The organism is Methylobacter sp. sgz302048, from assembly GCF_052162025.1.
In the GTDB taxonomy this organism is placed as follows: domain Bacteria; phylum Pseudomonadota; class Gammaproteobacteria; order Methylococcales; family Methylomonadaceae; genus Methylobacter.
In genome coordinates, this window is the sequence record NZ_CP197401.1 from 1,619,850 (window position 1) to 1,644,421 (window position 24,572).

The 24,572-nt window shown below is 54.9% G+C and carries 25 protein-coding genes; 6 read left to right on the forward strand and 19 right to left on the reverse strand.

Annotation, left to right across the window (positions count from 1 at the left end):
- Nucleotides 1–62 precede the first annotated feature (62 nt).
- Entirely contained in the window at nt 63–1,022 is a 960-nt protein-coding gene (locus tag ACTNE6_RS07625) for an IS110 family transposase (RefSeq protein ID WP_194971213.1), read from the forward strand.
- Between the two features lie 31 nt (nt 1,023–1,053).
- Here ACTNE6_RS07625 and ACTNE6_RS07630 read toward each other — a convergent pair whose 3' ends face one another.
- Nucleotides 1,054–1,581: a peroxiredoxin gene (locus ACTNE6_RS07630; protein WP_442499207.1), complete on the reverse strand. Its 528-nt coding sequence runs from the start codon at nt 1,579–1,581 to the stop codon at nt 1,054–1,056.
- Between the two features lie 446 nt (nt 1,582–2,027).
- On the opposite strand from ACTNE6_RS07630, the gene ACTNE6_RS07635 reads away from it, so the two are divergent.
- Nucleotides 2,028–2,441: a carboxypeptidase-like regulatory domain-containing protein gene (locus ACTNE6_RS07635; protein ID WP_434484889.1), complete on the forward strand. Its 414-nt coding sequence runs from the start codon at nt 2,028–2,030 to the stop codon at nt 2,439–2,441.
- Between the two features lie 123 nt (nt 2,442–2,564).
- Here ACTNE6_RS07635 and gloB read toward each other — a convergent pair whose 3' ends face one another.
- The gene (gene gloB / locus ACTNE6_RS07640; protein ID WP_442499208.1) at nt 2,565–3,329 is read right to left on the reverse strand and encodes a hydroxyacylglutathione hydrolase; all 765 of its coding nucleotides are present in this window, start codon (nt 3,327–3,329) and stop codon (nt 2,565–2,567) included.
- Nucleotides 3,330–3,603: 274 nt separating this feature from the next.
- Here gloB and ACTNE6_RS07645 point away from each other — a divergent pair, with 274 nt between their 5' ends.
- On the forward strand, nt 3,604–4,356 hold the full coding sequence (locus ACTNE6_RS07645) for a cytochrome b/b6 domain-containing protein (protein WP_442499209.1): 753 nt from the start codon (nt 3,604–3,606) through the stop codon (nt 4,354–4,356).
- 178 nt (nt 4,357–4,534) lie between these two features.
- Here the strand turns inward: ACTNE6_RS07645 and ACTNE6_RS07650 are convergent, their stop codons facing one another.
- From ACTNE6_RS07650 to ACTNE6_RS07705, 12 genes are all read right to left on the reverse strand, one after another.
- The gene (locus ACTNE6_RS07650) at nt 4,535–4,864 is read right to left on the reverse strand and encodes a cupin domain-containing protein (protein ID WP_442499210.1); all 330 of its coding nucleotides are present in this window, start codon (nt 4,862–4,864) and stop codon (nt 4,535–4,537) included.
- Nucleotides 4,865–4,920: 56 nt separating this feature from the next.
- Nucleotides 4,921–5,985, reverse strand: coding sequence for a PepSY-associated TM helix domain-containing protein (locus tag ACTNE6_RS07655; protein WP_442499211.1), 1,065 nt, complete (start codon nt 5,983–5,985; stop codon nt 4,921–4,923).
- On the reverse strand, nt 5,982–6,758 hold the full coding sequence (locus ACTNE6_RS07660; RefSeq protein WP_194969821.1) for an HpcH/HpaI aldolase family protein: 777 nt from the start codon (nt 6,756–6,758) through the stop codon (nt 5,982–5,984). The genes ACTNE6_RS07655 and ACTNE6_RS07660 overlap by 4 nt, the downstream gene beginning before the upstream one ends.
- The gene (locus tag ACTNE6_RS07665; protein WP_442499212.1) at nt 6,742–7,968 is read right to left on the reverse strand and encodes a type III PLP-dependent enzyme; all 1,227 of its coding nucleotides are present in this window, start codon (nt 7,966–7,968) and stop codon (nt 6,742–6,744) included. Before ACTNE6_RS07665 ends, ACTNE6_RS07660 begins: the two co-directional genes overlap by 17 nt.
- A 1-nt stretch (nt 7,969) precedes the next feature.
- Nucleotides 7,970–9,793: an IucA/IucC family protein gene (locus tag ACTNE6_RS07670; RefSeq protein ID WP_442499213.1), complete on the reverse strand. Its 1,824-nt coding sequence runs from the start codon at nt 9,791–9,793 to the stop codon at nt 7,970–7,972.
- A 17-nt stretch (nt 9,794–9,810) separates the two neighbouring features.
- Nucleotides 9,811–10,983 (reverse strand): MFS transporter, encoded by a 1,173-nt coding sequence (locus ACTNE6_RS07675; protein ID WP_442499214.1) that lies wholly within the window; start codon nt 10,981–10,983, stop codon nt 9,811–9,813.
- Nucleotides 10,980–12,761, reverse strand: a complete 1,782-nt coding sequence (locus ACTNE6_RS07680) for an IucA/IucC family protein (protein ID WP_442499215.1) — start codon at nt 12,759–12,761, stop codon at nt 10,980–10,982. Before ACTNE6_RS07680 ends, ACTNE6_RS07675 begins: the two co-directional genes overlap by 4 nt.
- On the reverse strand, nt 12,758–13,966 hold the full coding sequence (locus tag ACTNE6_RS07685; protein ID WP_442499216.1) for a hypothetical protein: 1,209 nt from the start codon (nt 13,964–13,966) through the stop codon (nt 12,758–12,760). The genes ACTNE6_RS07680 and ACTNE6_RS07685 overlap by 4 nt, the downstream gene beginning before the upstream one ends.
- A 9-nt stretch (nt 13,967–13,975) precedes the next feature.
- Nucleotides 13,976–16,111: a TonB-dependent receptor family protein gene (locus ACTNE6_RS07690; RefSeq protein ID WP_442499217.1), complete on the reverse strand. Its 2,136-nt coding sequence runs from the start codon at nt 16,109–16,111 to the stop codon at nt 13,976–13,978.
- Nucleotides 16,112–16,224: 113 nt separating this feature from the next.
- Nucleotides 16,225–16,452, reverse strand: coding sequence for a hypothetical protein (locus tag ACTNE6_RS07695; RefSeq protein WP_442499218.1), 228 nt, complete (start codon nt 16,450–16,452; stop codon nt 16,225–16,227).
- Nucleotides 16,453–16,543: 91 nt separating this feature from the next.
- Nucleotides 16,544–16,732 carry a hemin uptake protein HemP gene (gene hemP / locus ACTNE6_RS07700; RefSeq protein ID WP_442499219.1) on the reverse strand — a complete coding sequence of 63 codons (189 nt, stop codon included), beginning with the start codon at nt 16,730–16,732 and terminating at the stop codon, nt 16,544–16,546.
- Between the two features lie 13 nt (nt 16,733–16,745).
- Nucleotides 16,746–17,021, reverse strand: a complete 276-nt coding sequence (locus ACTNE6_RS07705; protein ID WP_442499220.1) for a hypothetical protein — start codon at nt 17,019–17,021, stop codon at nt 16,746–16,748.
- Between the two features lie 549 nt (nt 17,022–17,570).
- Here ACTNE6_RS07705 and ACTNE6_RS07710 point away from each other — a divergent pair.
- Both ACTNE6_RS07710 and ACTNE6_RS07715 read left to right on the forward strand, forming a co-directional pair.
- Nucleotides 17,571–19,088, forward strand: coding sequence for a cytochrome-c peroxidase (locus ACTNE6_RS07710; RefSeq protein ID WP_442499221.1), 1,518 nt, complete (start codon nt 17,571–17,573; stop codon nt 19,086–19,088).
- A gap of 438 nt (nt 19,089–19,526) precedes the next feature.
- The gene (locus ACTNE6_RS07715) at nt 19,527–20,039 is read left to right on the forward strand and encodes a transposase (RefSeq protein WP_442499222.1); all 513 of its coding nucleotides are present in this window, start codon (nt 19,527–19,529) and stop codon (nt 20,037–20,039) included.
- Nucleotides 20,040–20,128: 89 nt separating this feature from the next.
- Here the strand turns inward: ACTNE6_RS07715 and ACTNE6_RS07720 are convergent, their stop codons facing one another.
- From ACTNE6_RS07720 to ACTNE6_RS07740, 5 genes are all read right to left on the reverse strand, one after another.
- On the reverse strand, nt 20,129–20,359 hold the full coding sequence (locus ACTNE6_RS07720; protein ID WP_442499223.1) for a hypothetical protein: 231 nt from the start codon (nt 20,357–20,359) through the stop codon (nt 20,129–20,131).
- A 64-nt stretch (nt 20,360–20,423) separates the two neighbouring features.
- A complete protein-coding gene (locus ACTNE6_RS07725) occupies nt 20,424–20,621 on the reverse strand; it encodes a hypothetical protein (protein ID WP_442499224.1) in 198 nt (65 codons plus the stop codon).
- A 192-nt stretch (nt 20,622–20,813) separates the two neighbouring features.
- Nucleotides 20,814–22,547: an NAD-dependent malic enzyme gene (locus ACTNE6_RS07730; protein ID WP_442499225.1), complete on the reverse strand. Its 1,734-nt coding sequence runs from the start codon at nt 22,545–22,547 to the stop codon at nt 20,814–20,816.
- 165 nt (nt 22,548–22,712) lie between these two features.
- A complete protein-coding gene (locus tag ACTNE6_RS07735) occupies nt 22,713–23,264 on the reverse strand; it encodes a DUF488 domain-containing protein (protein ID WP_194971918.1) in 552 nt (183 codons plus the stop codon).
- Entirely contained in the window at nt 23,239–23,853 is a 615-nt protein-coding gene (locus ACTNE6_RS07740; RefSeq protein ID WP_442499226.1) for a uracil-DNA glycosylase family protein, read from the reverse strand. The genes ACTNE6_RS07735 and ACTNE6_RS07740 overlap by 26 nt, the downstream gene beginning before the upstream one ends.
- A gap of 29 nt (nt 23,854–23,882) precedes the next feature.
- On the opposite strand from ACTNE6_RS07740, the gene ACTNE6_RS07745 reads away from it, so the two are divergent.
- Nucleotides 23,883–24,032, forward strand: coding sequence for a hypothetical protein (locus ACTNE6_RS07745; RefSeq protein ID WP_442499227.1), 150 nt, complete (start codon nt 23,883–23,885; stop codon nt 24,030–24,032).
- Nucleotides 24,033–24,572: the final 540 nt, after the last annotated feature.

Here is a 24,572-nt window from a genome sequence, read left to right on the forward strand (position 1 = left end):
ACCAGGCGTATGCCTTAAAATTGATCTTATTGATTTTATATAGTTTTTTGGAGTGTTTAAAGATGTCCCAAGTGACGGTTGGTGTGGATATTGCCAAGCATAAATTCGATGTTGCCCGCCTGGAGAACGGCAAATACAAGCATAAAAAATTCGACAACACGCCGGAAGGTTTTGCCGCTTTGATCGTCTGGCTGACGACGTTCGGCGGCGTCAAGCCCTCGGTTTGCATGGAAGCGACTGGCGCCTACAGCATCCCTCTGGCCGAATGCCTGGCCCAATCAGGCTATCCGGTGGCTGTCGTCAATCCTGCCAGAATCAAGGGATTCGCCAAGAGCGAATTGAGCCGAATCAAGACCGACAAGGCTGACGCCAAGCTGATCGCCCGGTATGCCCAGGAAAAGAAACCGCCTTTGTGGACGCCGCCACCTGCCAATATCCGCGAACTGCAAGCCTTATTACGCCGGATCGAAGACCTGCTGGAAATGCAGCAAATGGAGAAAAACAGACTGGATACGGCTGACCCCACGATTGCCGAATCCATCAGAGCCGTCTTGGCACATCTGGAGCAGGCGCTTAAAACCACACGCGAACGCGTTCAACGTCTTATCGATCAAGACCCTGATCTCAGGCACCGGCGCGCTTTGCTGGAAACGATTCCTGGCATCGGCGAAGCCTCCTCTGCCCACCTCATGGTCGCTTTGAGCGATCACTACGGCTTCACCACCGCCAAGCAAGCTGTCGCCTTTGCTGGACTCAATCCCGCCTTGAACGAATCCGGCAAGTGGAAAGGCAAAACCCGCATTTCCAAGATGGGTGATCCGATGTTGCGCGCGAAGCTATACATGCCCGCCGTGGTCGCGGGAAGACACAATCCCGTCATCCGCCTTTTCCGCGAACGCTTGGCTGCACGCGGCAAGAATGGCATGGCCATCGCCTGTGCTTCAATGCGCAAACTCGTCCATATCGCCTTTGCCATTCTGAAATCGAATAAACCTTTCGACCCCAATTTTGCGCTTGCATAATGGGCAACAAGACGGTATCTACGGCTGCAGATTACTGGTGCTTTAAATAATCGAGCATCGTATCGGCATCGCTGGCCGAGAACGGGTCGTCCGGGCAGTTATCGGTCTGTCCCGGTTCACTGAACAGTTTGATGATTCTTTTATCATCGACCAGCATCGAATAACGCCACGAGCGGCATCCGAATCCCAGATTTTCCTTCTTGACCAGCATGCCCATGCCCCGGGTAAACTCTCCATTGCCGTCAGGCAGCATTTTTACGTGTTTGATGCCCAGATGCTTGGCCCATTGATACATGGTAAAGGCATCATTGACGCCTAAACAGTACACTTCATCCACGCCCTGGCCGATGATTTCCGTATATTTGGCATCATAACCCGGTAGATGCGCACTGGTGCAAGTGGGTGTAAATGCGCCCGGCAATGCGAACAACACGATTTTCTTGCCTGCGAAAACGTCATCCGTAGTGACGTCCTGCCAGCGAAAAGGGTTATCGCCTCCGATACTTTCGTCGCGGACTCGGGTTTTAAAAACAACATTAGGTACCCTATCAGGAGCCATGATTTACCTCCAGTTTTCGTACGGAATTGTTCGGGCGGGCTTTTACCGCACAGCGGCGCTTTTGCTCAGAACGATGACAATCTATTTGTTTAAGACAATAAAAAATCAATTGTTACTGGTTGTAAAACGATTTATTTTAAGGATCCTTGCAAATCGCATTCCGTTAGTAAATTTAATTTTTCTCAAAGCGGCAAGGGAACAGCCTGGCCTGGTTTTGGAATTCATGCGCTGGAGATCTCGGCTTAACCCAAAAATTCAACGTTAAGTATCTGCCCACGATTTGTACGGTAACGAGCAGATATGGAAGTGTAAACTTGCTATATTCATAAAATCTGCAAAATCTGCAAAATCTGTAAAACTTACAAAATCTACAAAATATTTTTCTTTAAGACTACAATTAATGCTCATGCGCCTCGCATGTTCAAACAATCAAGGAGAAAATATTTATGAAGAGATTACTATCTGCGCTGGTTACATCCTGCCTTCTGTTCAGCCTGCAAGCGTTTGCACAGGAAGACTGGCCAGAGCCCCAGACACAAGGCGACGTGACATTCGTCAGCGGCGGCATTGGCGAGAGCGAGCGTTCTGCAATGGAGGCCATGAAAAGCGATTACAATTTGAACCTGCTGTTCGCCGCTAAAGGAACAGGTGAGTTTCTTGCCGACGTCAATGTGCGGATTGCCGATGCGCAAGGCAACACGGTTGTTGAAGCCGTAGCCGACGGTCCTTTTCTTTTTGCCAGGCTCAAGCCGGGAAATTATACCGTTCTCGCCGAGAAAGACGGGAGAGTCTTGCGCCAGAATGCCAAGGTGGGCGGCGGAAAGAGGGCTTCATTGGCTTTCTACTGGCCTGCGCAATAGGCTGACTGCGTTTCAGGAATGATGGTTGCCCATTAAACTATTCGATCTTTCAATTCCCAGGCTCTTCTTGAGAGAATTGGCAGTAGAGCCTGGGAGTAAGCCTAAATTCGTAACCGCCAGGTTTTAAAACTGATCCTTCAATTTTCGGGTTTTTTCAAATACCCGCAGCGGCGCTTCACCCGGCATGTTGATGTGTTTTTGCAGCGCCGGACTGTCTTCCCTGAAGAACGGATTGGTCGCCAGTTCCTGCGCTATAGTGGAAGGCACGGTCGGCAGGTGTTTCGCCCGCAATTGATTGACCTCGTCCATTCTTTGCACTAACTGCCGGTTATCGGGTTCTACGCTTAAGGCAAACCGGCCATTGGTCTGCGTGTATTCATGTGCGCAATAAATGCGCGTAGAAGCGGGCAGGGCTTTGAGTTTCTGCAGCGAATGCCACATCTGCTCGGCCGTGCCTTCAAACAGGCGGCCGCAGCCCATGACAAATAACGTATCGCCGCAAAACAGCGCATGGTCTTCGGCAAAATGATAGACAACATGGCCGCTGGTATGGCCGGGCGTGAAAATAACGCTGGCCACATGTCGGCCGAGCGCAATCTGATCGTTTTCGCTGACGCCAATATCAATGCCGGGAATACGATTCCTGTCGGAATGGCCCGCGATAATCGTGCAGCCGGTTTTTTCCTTTAATTCCAGATTGCCGCCGACATGGTCCCCATGGTGATGCGTGTTCAGAATGTAGGTCAGGCGCCAGCCTTTTTCATGCAGAACATCCAGAACCGGCTGGGCAAGGGCGGGGTCTACGGCGGCCGTTTCACCGGATGCGGGGTCGCGGATCAGATAAATGTAATTATCGTTCAGGACAGGAATGTGAATAATTTCAAGCATTTATTGGGCTCCAGTCTGTTTCGTCGAATAAAGCAAAAAAGCTATTTATTATAAGGATAGATTTAAATATTGCTTGATGACAGACAGCAGCCGAAATGTCATCTAAACTAATATCCGATTAATTTTTCATAATTTTTCGGCCAGCAGGATGGCTGGCGTATAACGATGCTGAACTGGATAACTTATTGGATGTGTAAAATGATTGCAAATCAAACATTCGTCTGCAAAGGCTATCGATTGCAGATTAATCTACGGATAAAAATGGAGAACCGGCATGACTGAACTGAAACGTTATACGGTGTGGGATGCCGGCACGCGCTGGTTTCACTGGATCAATGTGTTTTGCGTCACTGTTCTGGCGGCTGTGGGACTTGTGATTCTCAACGCCGGCGACCTTGGGGTTCACAATGCCGGCAAAGTGACTCTGAAAACGGTCCACGCCTGGGTCGGCTACCTATTCGCGCTCAATCTGCTCTGGCGTATCGTGTGGGGTTTTTGGGGCAACCGTTATGCGCGGTGGCGATCGATTCTGCCCGGCGGCAGAGGGTATTTTGGAGCGCTGCGCCGCTATGCGGCGGCCTTCTTCGCTAGTCGGCCCGAACAGTATCTCGGCCACAATCCGATAGGGCGGCTGTCGGTAACTGCAATACTTCTGTTCCTGACAGTTCAAGCAATCACCGGTCTGGTGCTGGCGGGCACTGATCTGTTTTATCCGCCCATTGGCCATTGGATCGCGCAATGGGTGGCAGCCTCCGGCGTTTCTCCGGATTCGCTGGTTCCCTATACGCCCGAGATGTACGATGCGGCCGCCTATGAAGTCATGCGCGCTTACCGCAAACCCGTTGCAGTGGTGCACCTTTATAGTTTTTATATCCTGACTGTCATCGTCATTTTGCATGTGGCGGCGGTAATCATTACCGAGTTAAGGGAAGGGGGCGGCATCATTTCTGCTATGTTCTCGGGGCAGAAGGTTATCAGCGGAATTCCCGTAGATAAAGAGTCCGGAGATAGCGACATCAGTTCGTAATTGATGTTAAGCACGAATCGATCTCTGTGCTGTTTTAGTGTTACTGCGATGCCGTGCAGGTGCAAATTCACTTGTGCCCCTTGCGGGTATTCGCATTGCACAGGCCGGTACATGGGCGTTTGTCCCGGGTCGAATATCCTAAAGGCACAAGTGAATTTGACCCTACAGCTGCGTAACATCAGTTCGTAAGCAGGATGGTCAGCAGGATGACCGCATCCTCTACGCCTCTGAGCGAATGCGGTTCCCCCGGCATGAGATAGAGCAGTTGGCCGTCATGCAGCTCTTGTGTCCCGCCCATGGCAGTGAACTCAATTTTCCCTTGAACGCAATGGACGACCACAGGCCCGGGCACCTGGTGGCTGGGATACTCCTTGCCTTTGGGCACGACAAGGCGCGCCAGCTCCATCGTATCTGTTTTTATGATGACCTTTGTTTTTTCATTGGGCAGGTCATTAGCCCAACTGGCAAGGTCGACAATTTCCCCCGGAACAGCGTGATGTGTTGCCATGGCCGCTACCTTCTTCTTTAAAATATCAAATTGGACAGAGCGCGGGAGAATTTGTTCTATTCGCTCACATGGGCAATCGATTGAATTGAGTTAGAGCGGCACAAGGATGTCTGGCGGCTGCGCGGCTTGACGATGCGCCAGCCGCGATGCACGCCGCTGCCGAGCAGGAAAAGTAGGGCGATGCCGCAAAAGACCGGCAGCCAATGGCCCTTGATGCCCGGCAATTTGCCGCTATGCAGAGGATACAGCAGCAGGGTCCAGTGAGAGAAAGGCGTTTTGAGTTTTAGCAGCGTTCCATTTTGACCATTCACAAATCCCCAACTGCCGTCCAGGAACCGAAAACGCCAGGGCTGGCTTGCATCGGCCGGGAAGTAGATGCGTTCCAGCGGGGCGTTGCGGTAACCTTCAATCGCTGCATCAATCAATCTGGGCAGCGGCAGCATCTGCCGCGCGGAAGCGGGCTCTGCAATGGCCGGCGGCGGGTCCAGCCATTGCATCAACGGGCCGGCAAAGTTGAGCAACGCACCCAGTAAGGCCAGAACGGCAACAGGACCGCCCAGCAGCAGCCCCGCTTGCCGATGGATCGCCATGAGTTCAGGGAAACGCTTTGCCCGCCGCCGTTTTGCCTTCCCTTGACGCCTGAACCCTAGCCGCAGCCCCATCAGCCAAAGCAACAGCGTCCCCAGACCAGTCATGCTGGCGGCAATCTTTCCGGGCAGGCCCAATACGCTGCCGCGGTGAAGCTCCCGCAGCCAATCCAGTCCGTCCTGATCGGCGCCGTTCCTGATCGCCAGAATGGCGGCCGTGCCGGGATGGATAAACACCAGCAGTGGTTCCGGCCCGGTCAGTCTGGCTCTGGCACTATGTTCCGGAGCCGTCGGCAGAAACAGCACCTCCAGGCGATGGTGGGGAAAGCGTCGCCGGACGGATTCGGCCAAGGTGACGGCATCGCGCGGCTGGTACGCCGGCGCTGCCAGGCGGTAAGGCGGTGAAGCGAAGCGCAAGTCATCGTAAAAGCTCAGTACGATGCCGCTGGCGGCAATAATCAGCAGGGGCAGGGCAAGCGCAATTCCCAGATAGAGATGGCCGAACCACAGCTTCTTGGAAATGGCTGCGCTCATGATAATGACTGGTTTTTCCAGCTTTGTAGGTGCGCCTTAAAGGCACGGAAGGAAACGCCCCGGTCATCGCCCAGCAGAAAGGCCTGAACGCCGCACCGGCGCCAGTATTCGCCCTGTTCCGGCAGGCGCGGTATGGCACAGAACGGCACGTTGTGCTTGCGGCAGGCATCGGCGATGGCCAGGATGGCGGCCTGCACGTCCGGATGTTGCGCCTGGCCCGGCACGCCATAAGACTGGGACAGATCGATCGCGCCCTCCAGCACCAGATCGATGCCCGGCACGGAGACGATGGCGTCGATATTCTCCACGCCGGCCCGGTCTTCGATCATGACCGCGACCAGCAGCTCGGCATTGGCCTGCTCGAAATAGCTCGGCAGATCCAGGCGGCCGAAACCGGTGGTGCGGCCGCCGCTGATGCCGCGTTCACCCAACGGATGGTAGCGGCTGGCGCTGACGGCCGCTTCCGCTTCGGCACGGCTTTGCACGTGAGGGACGACGATGCCTTGCGCGCCGCTGTCCAGAGCGCGCAGAATCATGTCGGCATCCATACCGGGCACACGCACTAAAGCGGTCAGTCCGGCGCATTCCGCCGCCCGAATCATATTCTCCAGGGTTTCCGGATTGGTGTTCACATGCTCCAGATCCAGGATGACGAAGTCGTAGCCGGCATAGCCTATCATCTCCACCAGCAAGGGCGCCGGTATGGAATTCAGCAGTCCGTAAACTGTTTTACCGTTGCGCAGAGCCTGTTTCAGCTTATTGGTTTGCAGCATGGGCTGGCTCCTGTGCTGGCAGATAGATATGCTGCGGGTGCGGGTGACGCAAAAAATCATGATGGGAGATATGCCAGGCATAAGCGCCGGCATAGGGGAACATTAGCAGATCGCCGACCCGCACCCTCTCAACTGGCGCATCACTGGCCAATATGTCTTTAGGCGTGCAAAGTTGGCCGACCACGGTGACTCGGGCCTGTTTGACTTCGGGCCGCGGGAAGGGATAGGGCCAGTGTTCCTGTGGCAATATGAAAAACGGATGGCTGTGGCCTTGGGCATAGGGCGTGCGGAAATGGTGCGTGCCGCCGCGGCCGACCACGAAATGGCGGCCGAAGCATTGCTTGATATCGAGTATCTGCATGACGTAATAGCCGCAGGCTGCGGTCATATAGCGGCCCATCTCGAAGCGGATGCGCCAGTCCGCCATGTTTTCGCTTTTTATCAAGGCTGCAAGGCCGGCGCTGAATGCCGGCCAGTCAAATTGCCGTTCAGGCTCCCGGTAATTGATGCCGATGCCACCCCCTACATTGATATGGTTGACGGCAAGTCCGAATTGTTCGCGCCACTGCCGCACCTGGCGGAAGTAGCGGGCGAGCAATGCCAGATGCACGCTGGCATCCAGCTGATGGGACATCAGATGGAAATGGAAGCCGCGCAACCGAATCTCCGGGTGCCCCGCGAGCCATGTCAGGCATTCGGGTAGTTGACCGGCCTCTATGCCGAACTGCGTGGCGCGTCCGCCCATGGTCAAGGTGGTGGCTGGTACGTCATCCAGCGCCAGGTTGATGCGTAGCAGTATATCAGCCTGCCGATCCGCATTCCGGGCCAGCCATGCGAGCCGCCGCAATTCGCCTAGGCTCTCCACATGCAGCAATTCCACGCCGAGTTCCAAGGCGGTAGCCAGCTCCGTATCGAGCTTGCCGGGACCGCCGAAGATGACCGGTGCATCAGGAAAATGGCTACGCACCCAGGCTAATTCGCCGCCGGATGCAACTTCGAAACCGTGTACATGAGATGCCAAGGTTTGCAAAATCGGCAGATCGGAGTTGGCCTTGACGGCGTAAAAAAGCTCGCAATTATCCGGCAGCGAAGCGGCCAGACCGGCTGCGTGCCGGTCCAGTGCTCCCAGATCGTAGATATAAGCGCACAACAGCTCATCACTACAGGCGTGCCGAACGGCTTCCGTCATGCGGGTTGATAGTCCATTCATATCAGATGTCTCGCAGGTAGGCCAACGGGCTGGGCAGTGGCAGATAAGAGGCTTCACGATCAGGACGCTTGTGAAAGCGGTTGATAAGGTTGGCCTTGGCCGGGAAAGGGGCTCCAGCTAGCAGCGCATTGATGCGCCGTGCCGCGTTCGGGTTGCCGTGGTGCGCCAGATAACTGCGCAGCTGGTGTCCGATGATACGCCACAGGCGCGGCTCCAGGGAGGGATGCAGTGCACTTAACTGCGCCACGGCCTCGCAGAAATTGTTGACCAGCAGGCAATAAGCGATACGGTTCCAGCCCTGATCGTCGCTATAAAACAACCCTTGTCGCACCCTTGCCTCGACGGTACCCAGAGAAACGGCATTGAATCGCCCGGCGACCAGTTTGACGCCCTCGAAGTCGCGCAGCCAGATGTGGCTGGGCCAGTCTTCGGTCAGGCCCAGCAGCACGTTCTGCAGATGCGGTTCGAAAACGATGCCGTGGTCGAAAAAGCAATGCAGCACCGGCGGCAGCAGTTGTTGCACGTACGCCGAGAACCAGTCTTCGGCTACGGACTCCCTTGGTGCAGCCTGCTTTTGTGCCAGCCTGTCCAGCATGTCCGCCAGGCGCGCCTGGCCCCGCGTATGATTGCCGAACAGCGAGCCGGCAAGCAGCGGCGTCACTGTAGCAGTGTCTGCCGGGTCCAGGCCCTGGCGCAGAATCAGGCCGAATCCTTCCGCGGCTTCACGATCGGCCTGGGCTTCATTGCCGCCCAGCCGTACCGATGCATAGGCAGGTTCCTCCAGCACCCGCAGGGTAGGGAATTGTGCCGCCAGGCGCGGCCATACAGTCTGCATGATGCGGGTGACTTGCAGCGCCCCTTCCAGCTCGTAGATGGCATTCTTGCGCACGCAGTTGGTAATGCGCACCTGTAGGGAACATTTGTAAAAATAGGGCTTGTCCGGATGGAACAGGGTGCGTATCGATGAGGTGGCAAAATAGGCTGGCCCCTGCGGCCCCAGATCGCGCAGCCGGTCCTGTTCGATAGCCACTCGTACTAGCGGCTGGGATAATAAATAGCGCGCCTGCCACGGATGCGTCGGCAGCAGCGCGAAATCATCGTCCGCTTGCAGGCCGACGGGTGCCTGGGCCGCCAGCAGGGCATCGGTGGATTCCGGCAGCAGTGAATTCTGCAGCCAATGTTCGCGGCGTACGGCAAAATAATGCAGCGGGAAGCTGGCGCGCAATTCCGGCGCATAGCGCTGCAGATCCGCAGCCGAAAAGCCCTGCCGGCTCTTCGGAGCCGGATGGAACGGATGGCCGAATGCCAATGATTGTTCGGAATCCAGATAGGCTGCCAGAGTGTCACGGGGCATTGCCGGTTGCGGCACGGCCAGAATCGCGCCGGCGACGGCGACGCTGTCGCGGATTTGCTCCAGCAGTTCCTCATTGAACGGCACATCGTTTTGTTCGGCCAGATCGCGCAGCAGCAGCGTCGCCAATGTGTGCCATTCCAAAGGAGACCAGGGCCGGCCCGGCGACTTGTGATAGAAAGGCGAGCGATAGCGATAGTTGCCGGTAGGCGATGATTGGTCGACGGCGACCAGCAGCCGCTCTCCGCTGTGCGGCAACAGGATGTGCATGGCCTTGCCGCCGCCTTGTCCCAGCGCTGTGCGCAAGGCCATAGGCCAGTCGCCCTGGCCGAACAAGGGGCCAATGCTGATCTGGCCGGCTGGACTGGCGACTTCCCGGCAATAGCAATTAAGCAAGGTCTCCAGGCTGCGCTGGCCGGCCTGATCCTCGGCCGAGCAATTCTGATAAAAAATTTGTAGAGCTTGATGTCCCATAGTTTATCTCCAGAGTGTCAGATATTTTCAGTGCGCCAGCGGCCAAGGCTTGAAATAGCCAGCCAGCTGGCGGCGGCGACCATAACCCCGGCGCCGAGTAAAAAAGGTGCCCGTGACCCAAAACCGTCCACCACGGCCCCAGCAGCCAGCCCGGCGGCTACCGCGCCCCACTTCGAGCCGCTTTCCAGCCAGCCGAAAGTGCGTCCGGCCTGGCTTTCAAGTATCAGTGCCGCGATGAAGGCATGTAGTACGATAAAGCTGCCAGTCATGGCCAGTCCCATCAGTACCCGCCACAGGGTCAAGCCTATCAGGCTTTGTGTCTGGGCCTGGCCGAACAGGGCAAGGGCCATGAGCAGGAACAACCATACCAATCCCGTTGGTGATGTTCGCCGGTTGAGATAGCTGGTTAACAGGCCGGCCGCGACCAGATAAAGCAGATTCGGTACACCGAACAGCAGACCGGCCAGCTCGACGGACACTGAATCTAGGCCTTGGGCATAAGGAATGAAGTAAGGGAAGGTGGCGACCGTGGCGAAAATGAAAGCAAACTGCAGCAAGTAAATGTTGGTCGCAGATAGCGGCGCCGGGTCAGCAGCGCGTGCCTCCGGTCGATACTTGTCATGCGTAGCCGATGCCGGCTCAGGCAGCGCCCAAAGCAGCAGAGCCGCAGCCAACGGCAGCAAAGCCAGATAACGGTAGAGTTCTATCGGCGGAATCGAGGTGGCGAACCATCCCAGCACAGCAGGCGCCACGACCAGGGCCGCGCGCGCAGAGCCTTGCATCAGCGTCAGGCTACGGGCCAGGACAGGGCCGCTGGCCATGGTTGCCAAATAAGCGTTGGAAGCAGCAAAAGTGCCGCCCAGTATGCCCTGCAAAGCCAGGGCCAGAAAGAACAGCTCCGTACTGTCGCTATAGCTGGCCAGCAGGAAACTGGCTGACAAGCCCAATTGCGCGCGCAGCAGCGAGATTTTCTTGCCGATACGGTCAGCAAACGCGCCCCACCAGGGGCTGGACAGTGCCGTGAAAATCGTCGGTACCACGTAGAACCAGCCGACCAGGTAAGTGTCAGTGCTGTGCAGCGATTCGCTGAGGATCAGGGCGAAAAAGGGCGGCATGCCGAGAGCGGCGAAAGCGGCGATGAAGTGGCAACCCATGACGGCCATCACCATACGGCGTTGGGCGACAGTCACAGGTTCTCCTTCAGAAAGTTGGGGCCGGTTTTGCCGTAAAACTTGTTGACATCCGCAGCACCCGTTGCGGCTTTCGGTTTCAGGCTGGCGGCGGTGAGCAGGTACTTGACGTACTGCCAGTCGTCTTCCAGCAAGACGCGGCGAGCCAAGTCGATATCTTCCCCTTGTTGGGCCAGTTCCGTGAGCAGTCCGTCTATTTTATGTCGCACATTGCAGTAGAGTTGTTGACGGCTCAGATGGCTGATATTGGCCAGTCCTTCAATCAGGACCGCCACGTTGAGTTGCAGGGTGATGGTCGTGAACATCTGCGCCAGCGGCAGCTCGTCGTCCACGACGATGCGGCGGTCCTGCAAGGTGTCCACGAACGGCGCCAGCGAAGGCCAGCGTGCAGCGAGACGGGACCCATGGATGCGCGGGGCGTCATTGTCCTTGAGCAGCAGGCGCAGGGTCGGCTCTTCGTTAGTGAGCACCAGCATGGAATTTTGCTGATTGGATTCCAGGGCGATGCCGTAACGCAGCCATAACACCAGGTGCGTGCGCAGCGTTGCCTCCAGATAGGCATCGAGGAAATCCTCCAGCCGGTCGGCGAAAAAATGCTGCGCCAACTCTTCAACCACCAGCCATCCTTGGGGCGTTTCCGCGAGCAGGCCTGCTACCGGCACGACCGTAGACCGCTCCAGCCCGGCCGGATAACGGCGCAGGATGTAGCCCAGTTCAGGCAGATGATTGACATGGGCGCCCAGGCTTTCATCGGTCAACAACAAGCGACCGGCGATATTCGCATCCTGGGCCGCTATGCGGCTCAGCAGGCTTTGCACGGTATGGCCGTCGGCAATGGTGCTGGGCTTGATGGTGCGTATGTTCTTGCCGCCCAATGTATGTATCGCCATAGGTAGTTTGATATGCAGTCCCGGCTTGGCCTGCACGGCCACGGTACGCACCGATAAAGTTGGCAAGACCTCCAGATAGGGCTTGGGTGCCAGCAGGAGCTTGCCCTGCAGTCCGTGCGCTTTTGCCAGGGCATAGAACTGCTGATGCATGGATAATGGATGAATCGGCAGCAGAGTGTAATTGTCACTCAGTCGCTTATCGAGGCCGACCTCTTCAAAGCCGGGGCAGAGGCCTTGCAGGCTTGCCTCGGCCGTTGCGCCGAAGTGGATAGTCTTGTCTACGGCCAGCCAGTGCAGTTGAAAGGGACGCTGGAATTCCGGTGCGAAAGCGGCAAGATCGTCCGGGGACAACCCCAGCTTTGCGCGTGCGGTCGGATATAACGGATGGTCGAGAAAGGCGGCCAGCCGTTCATAATGCAACTGCCGTTCCAGCCAGCTGGTATTGATGTTCTTCAGTCCACTTTGTCTTACTTCGGCAAAGTAACGCTGCTGCTCTTGTCTGCACAGGATACCGTGCTCGACAGCGATCAGGCATTCCTCGGCATAGTCATCGAAGTAGGCGGCCGAGGCCGGGTCCAGTCCCTGCCGGAACAGCGCCAGAATGGCGGTGCAGTCATCCAGCCGACGGTAACCCTCGCGGCTTTGCCAGATCAACGGTAGCTCGTGGAGCGCCCAGGCCTGCATGAAAGTACAAGACCGGACCGGAATCCATAGGCGTCCATCACCGAGATGGTCGACGGCCAGCCAGTGGCTGATTTGCTCGGGCGCATCGGGCAATGGCATGTCGATAGCCGGGACCATGCGCCCTTTGCTCACTATGTCTCTCACATTTTCCCGCAGCAGCGCATCGACAACGCGACGGCTAATATAGTCCTGCTGATGCCTCATGAGCGGATCTCCCAAATCAGGTCATTGCCGGCTTGTGCCAGCATCTGGCGCACCGTCTCCTCGTTCGTACCGACGCCGGTCAGGATGCCCAGGTAATCCTTATTGGAGTGCGTGATCGTTACGGTTTCGCCCACTTGGCGCAATACGCGAAGGCCGATGTCGACTGTCGCACTGCTGTGATTGAATGAAGATGGGCCGCGGATGATTTGGCCTTCTATCGAGGGCGTAATGTAATGTATTGCCGCGGCGCGTGGGGTCAATGTCAAGGCGGGCAACGGCTCGTCCAGGTGCAGCCGCAGCACGGTTTCGAACAGCGGAATGCCCAGCGTCTGCTCAAGCAGAAAATCACGCCGGTCGCCGATACAGCGGTAATTGATCTCGATCAGGCGCGGTCCTTGGGGCGTCAGTACGAATTCGGTATGGCAGGCGCCGAAGCCGACGCCGAAACGGGTGATCTGGCTCAGCACATCGTGCCGCTCCGCCAGTTTGCTGTTCCATTCGGCTGCCAGTTCGACGAAATGCGGCGGTGCCGATAGGCGTACATGGAACCCGCCTAGCGCGCGCAGGGCCTTGCCATCCCCCAGCGTTTCCAACGTGCACAAAGGCCCTTCAAGGTATTCCTCCAGCAGCATCACTTGGCCAGGGCGCGCTTGCCAGACGGCCTGACAGTGGGCGGCAAGCTCGGTGTAATCCCGCGCCAGGCCGACCTCCTGGCTGGCAACCCCTTCGCGCGGCTTGACGACGCAAGGGAGGGAGACTCGGTCGGCGGCCTGCGCCAAGCTGTCCAGATCCCATGCTACGGCATGGCGTATCGTTTCGATGCCTTGCTCGGCCAGATAAGCGCGCATTTCGGCCTTGTTCTTGGCTCGGTAGGCTACGCGCCAGTCCTTGCTGGGCAGCCCGAAGTACTCGGCAACAATGGCCGTGCTGGTTTGCAGGTGATCGCTGTTGGAAAAAACTGCGGCCGGCTTGCGCCCGCGTCGGCTGATTGCTTCGATAACCGCGAGCGGGTTGAATACGTCGCAGGAAATGATGGCATCCGGATAGGCCGATAGCCCGCTCTGACTAAAGTGCTGGCGGTGCGCTTCAGCCTGATCGGTCAAGAGCACCGGCGACAGGCCGAGGCGGCGCGCCGCCGGCAGAAAACCTTCGTTGACCGATTCGGTCGGGACATGGGTCAGTAGAATTAATTCTTGGTTATGCATGATTTCTCCTTATATATCCATTTGCAGACTGAGCATGACGGAGCGGCCAGGTCCCGGCATGCGGCCGAGGCTGGTGTCCACGCCGCGGAAGTAGTAGTCCTCGTTGAACAGGTTGTTGCCGGCAAGCCCGACCCGCATAGCGGTCTTGTCTAGGCGGAAATCTTTGGTAATCTGGGCATTCCACAGCCAATAGCCTGGTATCTTGCCTTTGTCGCCGATGGCGTTTTCCAGCTCGGTATTGGCCGCGTCGGTATAAGCGGAGCTCAGGTATGAGCCGTTGACGTTGAAATTGACCGTGTCGATGCGGTAGTTGCCCTGCAGGGTGATTTGATGGTGTGAACTGAACGGCACCTCATTGCCTTTAAACGCGACCTGCGAGGTGCCGCTGAACAGATCGTTCTTCTGCTGCGTATCGACATATGTATAGCCTGCCTTGAGATCGAGGCCGGACAGAAAAGATGGTCGCCAGTCCAGCTCGGTTTCATAGCCGTAATGCTCGGCTTGGCCGAGGTTGCGGAATTTGGTGGTGCCGTCTTCCACGACGCCGACAATCTGGTTATCAAAGTCAAAACGGAAATAAGTAAATGTAGCGTCGAGTTCCGATAGCGGCGACACGCGCAGGCCGGCTTCATAGTTCCAGGCCTTTTCTACACCGGTATCGCCTTCCAGGGTAATCTGGGTGAATTGCACCGGTTGCAGGGATTTGTGTACGTTGCCGAACAGGAAGATTTTTTCTGGCCACAGGTGGAAGCCCACATCGACACCCGGCAACAGCTCGTTGCTGTGGTTGTCGGCGACAGTATCTTTGAGTCGGTTGTAGCTGGATTGATCGATCCATTCCACGCGCAAGCCCGGCGTGACGCTGAGCCGTTCTTTCCAGACACTCAAGGTATCGCTGGCATAGAGGGCAAAGGCATCGGTGTCGAAATGGAAGTTCTGAGCATTGATGACGTCATTCGTGCCCAGGCGGTACCGGTCGACGCCCTGATCGACGTCCTCGTTGACGTAACGCCCGCCCAACGTGAATTTGTGGTCCAGCCAGCCGGTCTGGGCGCTTACGGTCAGCCGAGGCTCTGTGCCGAAGACGGTGAATGTGCGAGGACTGGTCTGCACGCCGTTGGAGGGCCTGGCCGGATCAAGATTGCATGCGCTTGCGGCAGCGTTCAGATCGCAGCCGACAGTAAATTCGCGGTCGCTGGTATGCGCGAAATTGGGCCAGTTGAATTCGGCAGGCTTGCCGAAAAGATCGAAACTCTGGTCATAAACCAAATGGCCCCGTATGGTATCGCCCTGGAATTTGTCGTACGGCCGCTGCGACTGGAAGCGGTCCTGCGCGTAGGCCTGGGGCGACAAGCTGCCCGGCAGTTCGGTATCGGTATTGTAATACTGTATGCCGGCTTTGATGGAAGCGTTGTCGGTGATGAACCAATGGGCATCGAGCGCCAGGTTTTCCACTTCCGTTTCCGAATGGGCGCGGGACGAATCGCCCAGCACGGTATTGGCCTGAAATTGCAGGCCCAGGCTGTCATTGACGAAACCGCCGGCCCGCACATAGCTGTCGGTCAACACGTTGCCGGTGTCGGTGGAGATGGTTAGCGCCTCCCTCGCGGTAGCGCTGAACTTATCCGGGATCGCCTTGCTGATGAAATTGATGACGCCGCCCACGTTGTTCGGCCCATAACGCACGGCCGCCCCGCCACGCGCCACATCCACGCTTTCTACGGTCTGCATGGTCAGAGGGAACAGGGACAAGCCCGTCTGTCCGTAAGGGGCGAGGGCCATAGGAATACCATCGACCAGTACCAGGGTGCGCGTGCTGCGCCGGGGGTCCAGGCCGCGAACGCCGATATTCGGCAGAATGCCGGTGCCGGTTTCGTCCTGGGCACGGACGCCCGGCACCAGGCGCAAGGCATCTTCCAGAGTGCGGGCGCCGGCCTGCTGCAAATCGGCGTCAGCCACTACGGAACGTCCGCCGGGGTAGGTGCGGACATTCTCCTGGGTTGGGGCTCCCAGCCAGTCTCCTTCGACGGTCATTTCTTCCAATACAGCAGCTTCCTGATCCGGCTCCGCAGCGGCTAGTGCGAATGAGGCCAGGTAGGTGCTACCGGCTAAGGTGATTGCCATGCGAGTGGCCACGCGTTTCATGATGAAGCTCCTTGATAATATGTTGTTGTTTTCGTTGTTCGTGCGAAAGGGCATATTGAAAATTGGTTGTGATAAAGGAATGCCGAGCGCTTGGTTGTCAGCGTGTGCTGGTTTTATCTATGTCTAGTTGCGCAGCTGCGCCGTCGGTATTCGATCAAGCCTTCGCTCCGCCGGCATGCTGGCATTGTGCCCGCCAGATGTGTACTCAATGGGCTGGTCTGCGGAACACGGTTTGCCCCGTCGCACAGCGCATCGAACAGAACGGTCACAGCGGAGCATACCGGCGCCTCGACTCTGGCCGCAGACGAAAATGGGATGACTTGTTGGATATGTGCTGACATAGCGTGCCTCGCGCGTCGTAAAAAGACTGGCTGGCTTCCTGGCCCTGTCGGGCTGGGTGGCTGGCTATGCCGTTGGTTGGAGCAGGTAAAGTTATTTCGTCAAAATCAGTTTGCCGTTGCTGGTGATGCGCAGGCGGTATTCGTCATCATGGTGATTAATGACGATTTCGTTTTGCATACTGAACAGCGCTCTGTTGAAGCGACCGTGTTCAGGGGCAGAATCCAGGTCCTCGATCACGAGGCTTTGGCGGCGGAAATTCTTATTATTTTCGCTGTTCATCGCAATCGGACTGTCAATGATAGATTGGCCGCAGCTCGTGCGTGAACTGCTGTTCCAGCAGGCGCGCAGTGGCTTTTTGCCAATGGTCCAGCAATTGTGGATACAACCCGCGGCTGGGCGGAATCCGCTCCAGGTCCGAGTGTGCCAGCAAAAGGCTCAACTGGTGCACGATTGAATGAGCCAGTTTCGGGCCGTGGCGGCCATTGATAAACTGGGTCATCGACAGACAAATGGTCGCATGCAATTTTGCCAGTTCAATGTGTACGGGAGTAGATGGTTGTTCAGGCATAAAACTCCTCGGTTTGTAGTCGATTGAAAAAAGGGTTTAACGCGCGCTGTCGTGCAGCAGGCGCGTTAAACGAAAGCAGCGAGAGGTCAAATTATCGCCTCATTCAAATGATAATGATTATCATTTTCTATTGCAAGCGATTTTTATTGCTCTAGGTTTAGTGACAACGTCTGGGAATTACATGTTTTCTGAGAAGACTCCAGCATTCGGCTGAATTATCCATAGTGTTTTGACGGGTATCTGACAATAATGACACGGCTTGATTCGTATCGGTTTCTTACGCAGTTGTAGGGCGAATTCATGATTTGGAACGTACCAGATGTTGGTATCGGCAGGCAGTGCGAATGAATTCGCACCTACACCGCGATTCATATACCGTACTATTCTCAACAATCGGTTTTCATAAAAAACCATCCGATAGAATTTTTTGCCAGTTAGCTTTGACGCTATTGATTGACATTCCGCCGATTCATAGAGTGTCTGCCGGCAGCCGAAATCAGTCCTCAGGGCCACTGGCCATGCATCGTTCATTTTTACGAAGTAACAAAAATGGCTCTTCTTTACAAAGCAAATGATAATCATTATCATTTATTTGTATGGTATTTAATAAAAGGGGGAACGATGATTCACAACCGACGGGTCATGCTTGGCATGACTATAATTCTGGTCAGTTATGCGCAGCAGACTATGGCCGAAACCACAACACTGAATCTGGCGGAAAAAAAGAAACTCACCTTGGAGCAACAGCTAGGCGAAAAAATATTTTTTGATAAAAATCTGTCATCGCCTGCCGGTCAGGCTTGTGCGAGCTGTCATGACATCAAAGCGGCATTTAGCGACCCGATAACAAACTCACCTGTTTCCTTGGGGGCTGTGTCCAAGCGTACGGGCACTCGCAACGCACCGTCGGCAGCGTATTCGGCATTCGCTCCGCAGTTCCACTTTGACGAACAGGAAGGATTGTATATAGGCGGTCAATTTTTAGATGGCCGGGCAGCTAATTTAATAGAGCAGGCCAAAGGCCCTTTTTTGAATCCGGATGAAATGAACAATGCTGATGAGCGCAGCGTGATTGAGAAAATCCGCAAGTCAGACTATGTTCAACTGTTTGAGCAGGTGTATGGTAAAGATACGCTTGATGATACGGCCAAAGCCTACGACAAAGTGGCTCAGGCCATCGTCGCATTTGAGAACACAGCAAGTTTTAACCGGTTTACCTCCAAGTATGATTATTTTTTAGTGGGCCGTGTCGCCTTGTCTGAACAAGAACAAAAAGGACTGGAATTATTTGAAGATGAAAACAAGGGCAATTGCGCCGCCTGCCATATCAGTAAAACTGAAAATGGCCTGCCGCCGCTGTTTACCGATTTTACCTACGATAATCTGGGAGTGCCTTCCAATCCAAAGATTTTAGCTTTAAAAGGTGCTGATTTCATTGATCTGGGCTTGGGAAAAACAGTAGGCAGTGCGACTGAAAATGGCAAATTCAAAGTGCCGTCATTACGCAATGTCGAGAAAACGGCGCCTTATATGCACAACGGCTTCTTCTCCAATCTAAAAGAAGCGGTGAATTTTTACAATACCAGAGATGTTGACAGAAAATGGCCAGCCCCTGAAGTGGCAGAAAATGTCAATGCTGATGAATTGGGAGACCTGAAGTTAACGGATGAGGAAGTTGATGCCATCGTCGCATTTTTGCGGACATTGACAGATGGTTATCAATTACAGGAAAAAGCGACCTATTCGGCACAAAAAGGGCTTATTGAACTTCCCTACGTCAGGCTGGAAGGCAAGAACAGACTGGACAAGTTTTATGCGGCCCATTTGCAGCAAACAAGTGAGAGTAACTTCGAAGTGACAAGACTTGACGAAATATCGATTAATGATTTTTCACTGGTAGAGTCAATACCTTATTACTCATATGATAATGGACTTCTGGAGGTACCCCAGGTAACAAATATTGATAGCTTGAATGCCACAGTTTCCTACACAGGTCAGTTGAAGCAGCTTCCCGATAAAAATGGAAAAATAATGTTTGAGCTAAGCTACGTTAAAACATTGCAATAAAAGCAGCATTCCCGATATTCTTCGGCAGCTTTGATAGTTTCCTGCCGTAAACCACCGGTTTTAGAGCAATCATCTGTTATTTGAAATCACCCGGTAGAGTTAAATATGGAGTTTTATCGATGCTAGAGAGACCCAAAGATGCCGCCCCTTATTTAGAAGATTTCGCTTGCGTGTCGTGATGGTCTTTAAAAGCGGCAAAACCACGCGTGAAGTCGGCGTACACTATCAGTGGCCCGGGCCTTGTCTCGAAAGTGCATTAACTCTGGAAAAACACCGGCAGCGTTCAGAGCAAGCCAATCGGTGGTTATCCGGTTGCCCTGTTGGAAACTTATGAAGCCGTCATCAGGGAACAACTAGCGCATAGTCCGTCAATAACCCTGAAGGAACTGCAGAATTGGCTGGAAAATGAACAAAGCTTAAGCGTTTCGATTTCGGCCATTGATAAGTTTATCCGGCACAAGCTGGGTTATCGCTATAAAAAACGCTCGTCGCCATGAGCTGCAGCGCAAGGATGTCGCGGCAGCCCGTGAGCAATGGCAAGCCAGGCAACAACACTGTGATCTTTTCCAGCTAGTGTTTCTGAGCGAAACCGGGCTATCCACGGACATGATCCGTCGCTATGGACGGGCCTTGGGTGGTGCTCGGTGTCGGGATGCGGCCCCGGCAAGTCGTTGGCAAACCATGACCTTGATTGCCGGCTTGCGTGCCGACCGGATCGCGGCGCCCTGGTGTGTGGATCAGGCCATGGCAGGGGAGGCCTTCAAGGAATATCTGCGCTTACAACTGAGACCGACTTTAAAGCCCGGCGGTATCGTATTGCAGCACAAGGGACGACGATTATATCTGCCGCCTTATAATCATGACCTGAATCCGATCAAGCAGGTCTTCGCCAGGCTGAAGGCGCGGCGGAACGCACTTATGAAATGCTCTGGCGCACGGTCGGGCAATTAATGGATCGCTTTCAGGCCGACGAATGCCTGAACTTCTTCAGGCATTCAGGCTCTTGCCGACTAAAAGATAACCGCCCTAGTGTAGCCCTATCAATGAACCAAGGTAAGCGTCGGGCGCTTGCGCGGTTGCTCAGCGGAATCTGAGCTAAGTTTCTTCGATGCTTCCGTCATCATTGCTGTGAATTTAGAGAATTGCTTCACGTTGAAACGCAACGATATGTTTTGCATATGCAGATACACCACTCCGCATTCTCGGCAAATCAAGACAGCATCGGTGTCGCTTGTCGCCAGATATTCGTGGTTACAGGGCTTTTTAGTCATAAGTTTGGGACCTTTGAGTTATAAATAAGAAATCATTCAGCCATATGAAGCAGTTTTATTGAATTTACTTAACGCCTTTATCGATTTTCGCCTTGGTAAGCGACAGCAGCATTTTCCAGACGATTTGTTTTGAACCGAGGTCCAGGCATCTGAAATCTGTAGCATGAATTTGCCCTTTTTCCATTAAAAAGGCCAGACATTCCGGTTCGATTTCCAGCTTTACGGTTAGGGGCGGTCTAAAAAAGGAAAATAAAAATCTCATGAGCAGGCCCTCATTTTTGTTTTGCAAATGATAATCATTATCATTTGCAATGTACAGCATTTTTCTGCTACTGAGTTTCTCGGTGATGGTATGCATTGGGCGAGTAGGAAGACCGCGGTATCTATTTGACTGGATATTGTTTGTCAACATCCAATGTTATGGAAACCTCCTGACTCGAAGGATGTGAAGATCTTATTTATTCGGAGGCGAATAGATGAACGGCAGGTGTTCGGCTTTCCAGAATCTGGAACGCACATAAGCTTCAAGATCGATCCCGTCCAGGCCCTGGCGGCTGGATGAACCGTCTTCAAGCGCTCTGACCAGGACGCGCGCCGCGACGACGATGCTGACTTTACGCAGATCTGCAATGGGCGGATAAATCTGGCCGGATGCAAGATAATGCGCCGCCGTGTAATCGGCCAGCGCATAGGCGGACTCAAGCACCATGGCATCGGTAATCCGCGAACATTCCCCCAACACGGCGGCAAAGCCCAGGCCGGGGAAAATAAACGCATTATTGCCCTGGCCGACAGGGTAGCTGTGATTGCCATATTCAACATCGGCAAATGGGCTGCCTGTCGCGACTATCGCCTGTCCTTGCGTCCAGGCAATGATATCTTCGGGAATGGCTTCGCAATTGGCTGTCGGGTTCGACAGCGGGAAGATGACGGGTTGCCGGGTATTCCGGGCCATGGCTTTGATGATGGGCTCATTGAATAACCCCGGCATGCCCGAAAGCCCGATCAGGACGGTGGGTCTGGCATTGCTCACGACTTCCATGAGGTTGGGAACTTCGCCAGTTATGTGCCAGTTTTCATAAACGTCGGCAAATTGCGCGACCGGCAGTTTGTAAGCATCGGTCGTAATCCCTTCGACAACCAGCCCTCGGCCATCCATGACGAACATCTGCCGGCGAGCCTGCTCGCGGCTTAGGCCGTCGCGCACCATGCCCTCCTGGATCGCGCTGGCGACGCCGACGCCGCCGGCGCCCGCGCCGACCACAACGACAATCTGTCCGGAAAGGGATTCGCCTTTTTTACGGCAAGCCGATAACAGCCCCGCGAGCGCGACAGCTCCCGTGCCCTGGATATCATCGTTGAAGCAGGGAATTTGGTTCCGGTACCGTTGCAGCACGTCAAACGCGACATTTTTGGCGAAGTCTTCCCATTGAATGACGGCTTTAGGCCACTTTTTTTGCACGGCCCTGACGAATTTATCCACCAGCTCAAAGTAGGCCTGGCCCCGCAGGCGTTTTTCGTGAATGCCCAGATAGCGGGGATCTTCAAGCAATTCTGTCCGGTCCGTGCCCACGTCCAGATTGACCGGCAAGGTCTGAAAAGGGCAGAGTCCGCCCCCGACCGTGTAGAGCGCCAGTTTTCCGATGCAAATGCTCAGCCCGCCCATGCCCTGATCGCCGATGCCGAGGATGGCGGACGCATCCGTAACGACAATCATCCGGATATCGTGCCAGGGATAATTGTCGAGGATGGTTTCAACCCGGTCGATATTTTGGGCAGACAAGGTCAAGCCGCGGGCCGTCGTATAGATCTTGCTGAATTGCTGCACCGCCAGACCGATTGTCGGCGTATAGACAATCGGCGCCATCTCTTCCAGGTGTCGCTCGAGCAGCGCGTAGAAAAGCACCTCGGAACGTTCCTGAACGGCTCTAAGGAACTGATATTTTGAAATGTCATCAAGCTGTCTTCGAAAATTGGCGTACAAGCGATCTACCTGAATTTCAAGAGTGGTCACCTGCGGCGGAAGCAATCCGTCAAGGCCGAGTTCGATGCGTTCTTGCTCAGTAAAGGCGGTGCCTTTATTGGTCGCCGGCAGCCGCAGCAGGATAATGCCGCGGGCGGTCACTTCCACATAAGTATTGCCGTTTTTATCCACTTTGTAATCGAAGTAATCACTGAGCCGCGACATAAATATTCCTGATTATTTGAGACGGAATTGCAATGGTACAGACTTAAACTGATACCGCACATGACAATGATTAGATATAAAGCATCGGGTTTTTATCTGGACAGTAAAAAAATAATTCTCATGACGGAATAAAATGTGATTGACTGAAACGGGGCGGGGGCAAATCTACTCATAAGGCGGATAGGTAATTGCAGTACCTTCAACCTTAGCAAACGGGGTCAGCACATGCAGTTGCCGGCTTGTTTTACTGACGATTTCCTCGACGCGAATTCCGCGTACCGTCAGCGCATCGGCAATCAGCGAGCGGTGACAGCGCCACGGCACGGCTTCGGCGCACATCAAGGCGATGCGTTCCTGCTTTGCCTGCCTGATAAGTTCAGCCAGATTGTCAGCAAATTGCTCAGTCTGCATGTAGTCGGCGAAACCGCGGAATGAGTCGTTCCGCCAGCCTTGGTTAGGGGATTCCGGGCTCGTGCGGCGGAAACCTCCCAAACCGGTGGCGTGCGTATAGTGAATGCCAGCGGATTCAAGCGCTTCGGAAAAAATGTCTTGATTGAATTGCGGATTGTGGCGCGAACGCGGCACGGTGCGCACGTCAATAAGATGAGTCACCGAGTGAGTCTTGAGCAGCTCGATGAATGTTTCCACAGGGCGGGTGGAATGCCCTATGGTCAATATGACAGGTTGAGAATCATGCCTCAATTTCTTCGCAAGCATAAAGCGCTCTGATCCGCGCGCGCAGGACAGGCAGAAGTTGTTGCTCAAACCAGGGATTCCGCTTGAGCCATAACGTATTGCGCGGCGATGGATGAGGCAAGGGCAGGTACTGCGGCACATATGCCTGCCAATTTCTGACGGTTTCGGTCAACGACGGCTTGCAGCGACTGCCTAGAAAGTGCCGCTGGGCATATTGGCCGACAAGCAGCGTCAATTCAATCCGGGGCAGTTCGGCCAGCAATCGGTTCAGCCATAAGTCCGCGCATTCACGGCGCGGCGGCAAATCGCCGCTTTTTCCGCGTCCGGGATAACAATAGCCCATGGGGATGATCGCGATATGCGAGGCATCGTAAAACAGGTCCTTGTCTATGCCCATCCACGCGCGCAGGCGCTCGCCGCTCGGATCGTTCCACGGAATGCCGGTCGCATGCACGCGCGTTCCCGGTGCCTGACCCACGATGAGAATGCGAGCCGTTGCCTCGGCGCGCAGCACAGGGCGCGGGCCAAGCGGCAGATGCTGCTCGCATGCTCGGCAATTGCGTACGGCCGCCAGCAAGGCTTCCAGTGAGGGATACTGGGTTTCGGTCATGAGAAGGCCTAGTTATAGGATAGTGCTTAATGTTTAGTGTCGGATACGGAAAGCTAGGTTCAATCGGGATGGTGCTATTATTTATGGTTGTAGAAGACGGATTAACTAAAGGGAATATGTTGCCAGCGGTTAAGCCGGGAGATACGGTCTTGTTGCAAGGTTATGATAATTATGGCTAATTATAATGGCTTGCATTTGAAAATGGTCGGGCTCGCAATTATCCCGATTTTCGGCTCAAATTAATTGTGACTTTGCGACACGAAGTCGCTTAGAGAAGTTGTTTCCACAAGGTTGTCGGAAACTACCCGTGTCACTGGGTGAATCTAAGGGCATGAATCAAGAGCTGCCCTGACAACGTAACGAAGCATGGTGAGAGTCGTGCGGGGTGCAAATCGCGAGAGGCGCACCCTCCTGGTAACCATAAACCAGGTAAGTGCCAGATAGCTAGTATGGTGAAGATATCTGAACCTGTGATAAAGACCGTTATTAATGACAAGCGGAAGTGGTTGATACGCTTGAGCAAAAAAGGTACGGGAGGCGGGCAGCAACGTTTAGTTGCTGCGTTCTCGCGCCCCATACGCTTCCCGGTCGACAGCAAGCGTCTAATCCGGCGTACTTCCCGAGGGAAACGTGGAAACCCCGCATCGCTCCCGGCCTTGGCCGGGACAGCGTGCCGTGAGGTACGCCTAGGGCGGTGCGGGCTTGGGATGTCAAAAGAA

Coding starts and splice junctions, on each gene's coding strand:
- ACTNE6_RS07665 (WP_442499212.1), bottom strand. CDS start 7,968: ATGAATGGACTATCAACCCGCATGACGGAAGCCGTTCGGCACGCCTGT.
- ACTNE6_RS07645 (WP_442499209.1), top strand. CDS start 3,604: ATGACTGAACTGAAACGTTATACGGTGTGGGATGCCGGCACGCGCTGG.
- ACTNE6_RS07670 (WP_442499213.1), bottom strand. CDS start 9,793: ATGGGACATCAAGCTCTACAAATTTTTTATCAGAATTGCTCGGCCGAG.
- ACTNE6_RS07695 (WP_442499218.1), bottom strand. CDS start 16,452: ATGTCAGCACATATCCAACAAGTCATCCCATTTTCGTCTGCGGCCAGA.
- ACTNE6_RS07625 (WP_194971213.1), top strand. CDS start 63: ATGTCCCAAGTGACGGTTGGTGTGGATATTGCCAAGCATAAATTCGAT.
- ACTNE6_RS07730 (WP_442499225.1), bottom strand. CDS start 22,547: ATGTCGCGGCTCAGTGATTACTTCGATTACAAAGTGGATAAAAACGGC.
- ACTNE6_RS07685 (WP_442499216.1), bottom strand. CDS start 13,966: ATGCATAACCAAGAATTAATTCTACTGACCCATGTCCCGACCGAATCG.
- ACTNE6_RS07740 (WP_442499226.1), bottom strand. CDS start 23,853: ATGACCGAAACCCAGTATCCCTCACTGGAAGCCTTGCTGGCGGCCGTA.
- ACTNE6_RS07720 (WP_442499223.1), bottom strand. CDS start 20,359: ATGACTAAAAAGCCCTGTAACCACGAATATCTGGCGACAAGCGACACC.
- ACTNE6_RS07745 (WP_442499227.1), top strand. CDS start 23,883: ATGTTTAGTGTCGGATACGGAAAGCTAGGTTCAATCGGGATGGTGCTA.
- ACTNE6_RS07650 (WP_442499210.1), bottom strand. CDS start 4,864: ATGGCAACACATCACGCTGTTCCGGGGGAAATTGTCGACCTTGCCAGT.
- ACTNE6_RS07680 (WP_442499215.1), bottom strand. CDS start 12,761: ATGAGGCATCAGCAGGACTATATTAGCCGTCGCGTTGTCGATGCGCTG.
- ACTNE6_RS07635 (WP_434484889.1), top strand. CDS start 2,028: ATGAAGAGATTACTATCTGCGCTGGTTACATCCTGCCTTCTGTTCAGC.
- hemP (WP_442499219.1), bottom strand. CDS start 16,732: ATGAACAGCGAAAATAATAAGAATTTCCGCCGCCAAAGCCTCGTGATC.
- ACTNE6_RS07710 (WP_442499221.1), top strand. CDS start 17,571: ATGGCTCTTCTTTACAAAGCAAATGATAATCATTATCATTTATTTGTA.
- ACTNE6_RS07655 (WP_442499211.1), bottom strand. CDS start 5,985: ATGAGCGCAGCCATTTCCAAGAAGCTGTGGTTCGGCCATCTCTATCTG.
- ACTNE6_RS07660 (WP_194969821.1), bottom strand. CDS start 6,758: ATGCTGCAAACCAATAAGCTGAAACAGGCTCTGCGCAACGGTAAAACA.
- ACTNE6_RS07735 (WP_194971918.1), bottom strand. CDS start 23,264: ATGCTTGCGAAGAAATTGAGGCATGATTCTCAACCTGTCATATTGACC.
- gloB (WP_442499208.1), bottom strand. CDS start 3,329: ATGCTTGAAATTATTCACATTCCTGTCCTGAACGATAATTACATTTAT.
- ACTNE6_RS07630 (WP_442499207.1), bottom strand. CDS start 1,581: ATGGCTCCTGATAGGGTACCTAATGTTGTTTTTAAAACCCGAGTCCGC.
- ACTNE6_RS07725 (WP_442499224.1), bottom strand. CDS start 20,621: ATGAGATTTTTATTTTCCTTTTTTAGACCGCCCCTAACCGTAAAGCTG.
- ACTNE6_RS07705 (WP_442499220.1), bottom strand. CDS start 17,021: ATGCCTGAACAACCATCTACTCCCGTACACATTGAACTGGCAAAATTG.
- ACTNE6_RS07690 (WP_442499217.1), bottom strand. CDS start 16,111: ATGAAACGCGTGGCCACTCGCATGGCAATCACCTTAGCCGGTAGCACC.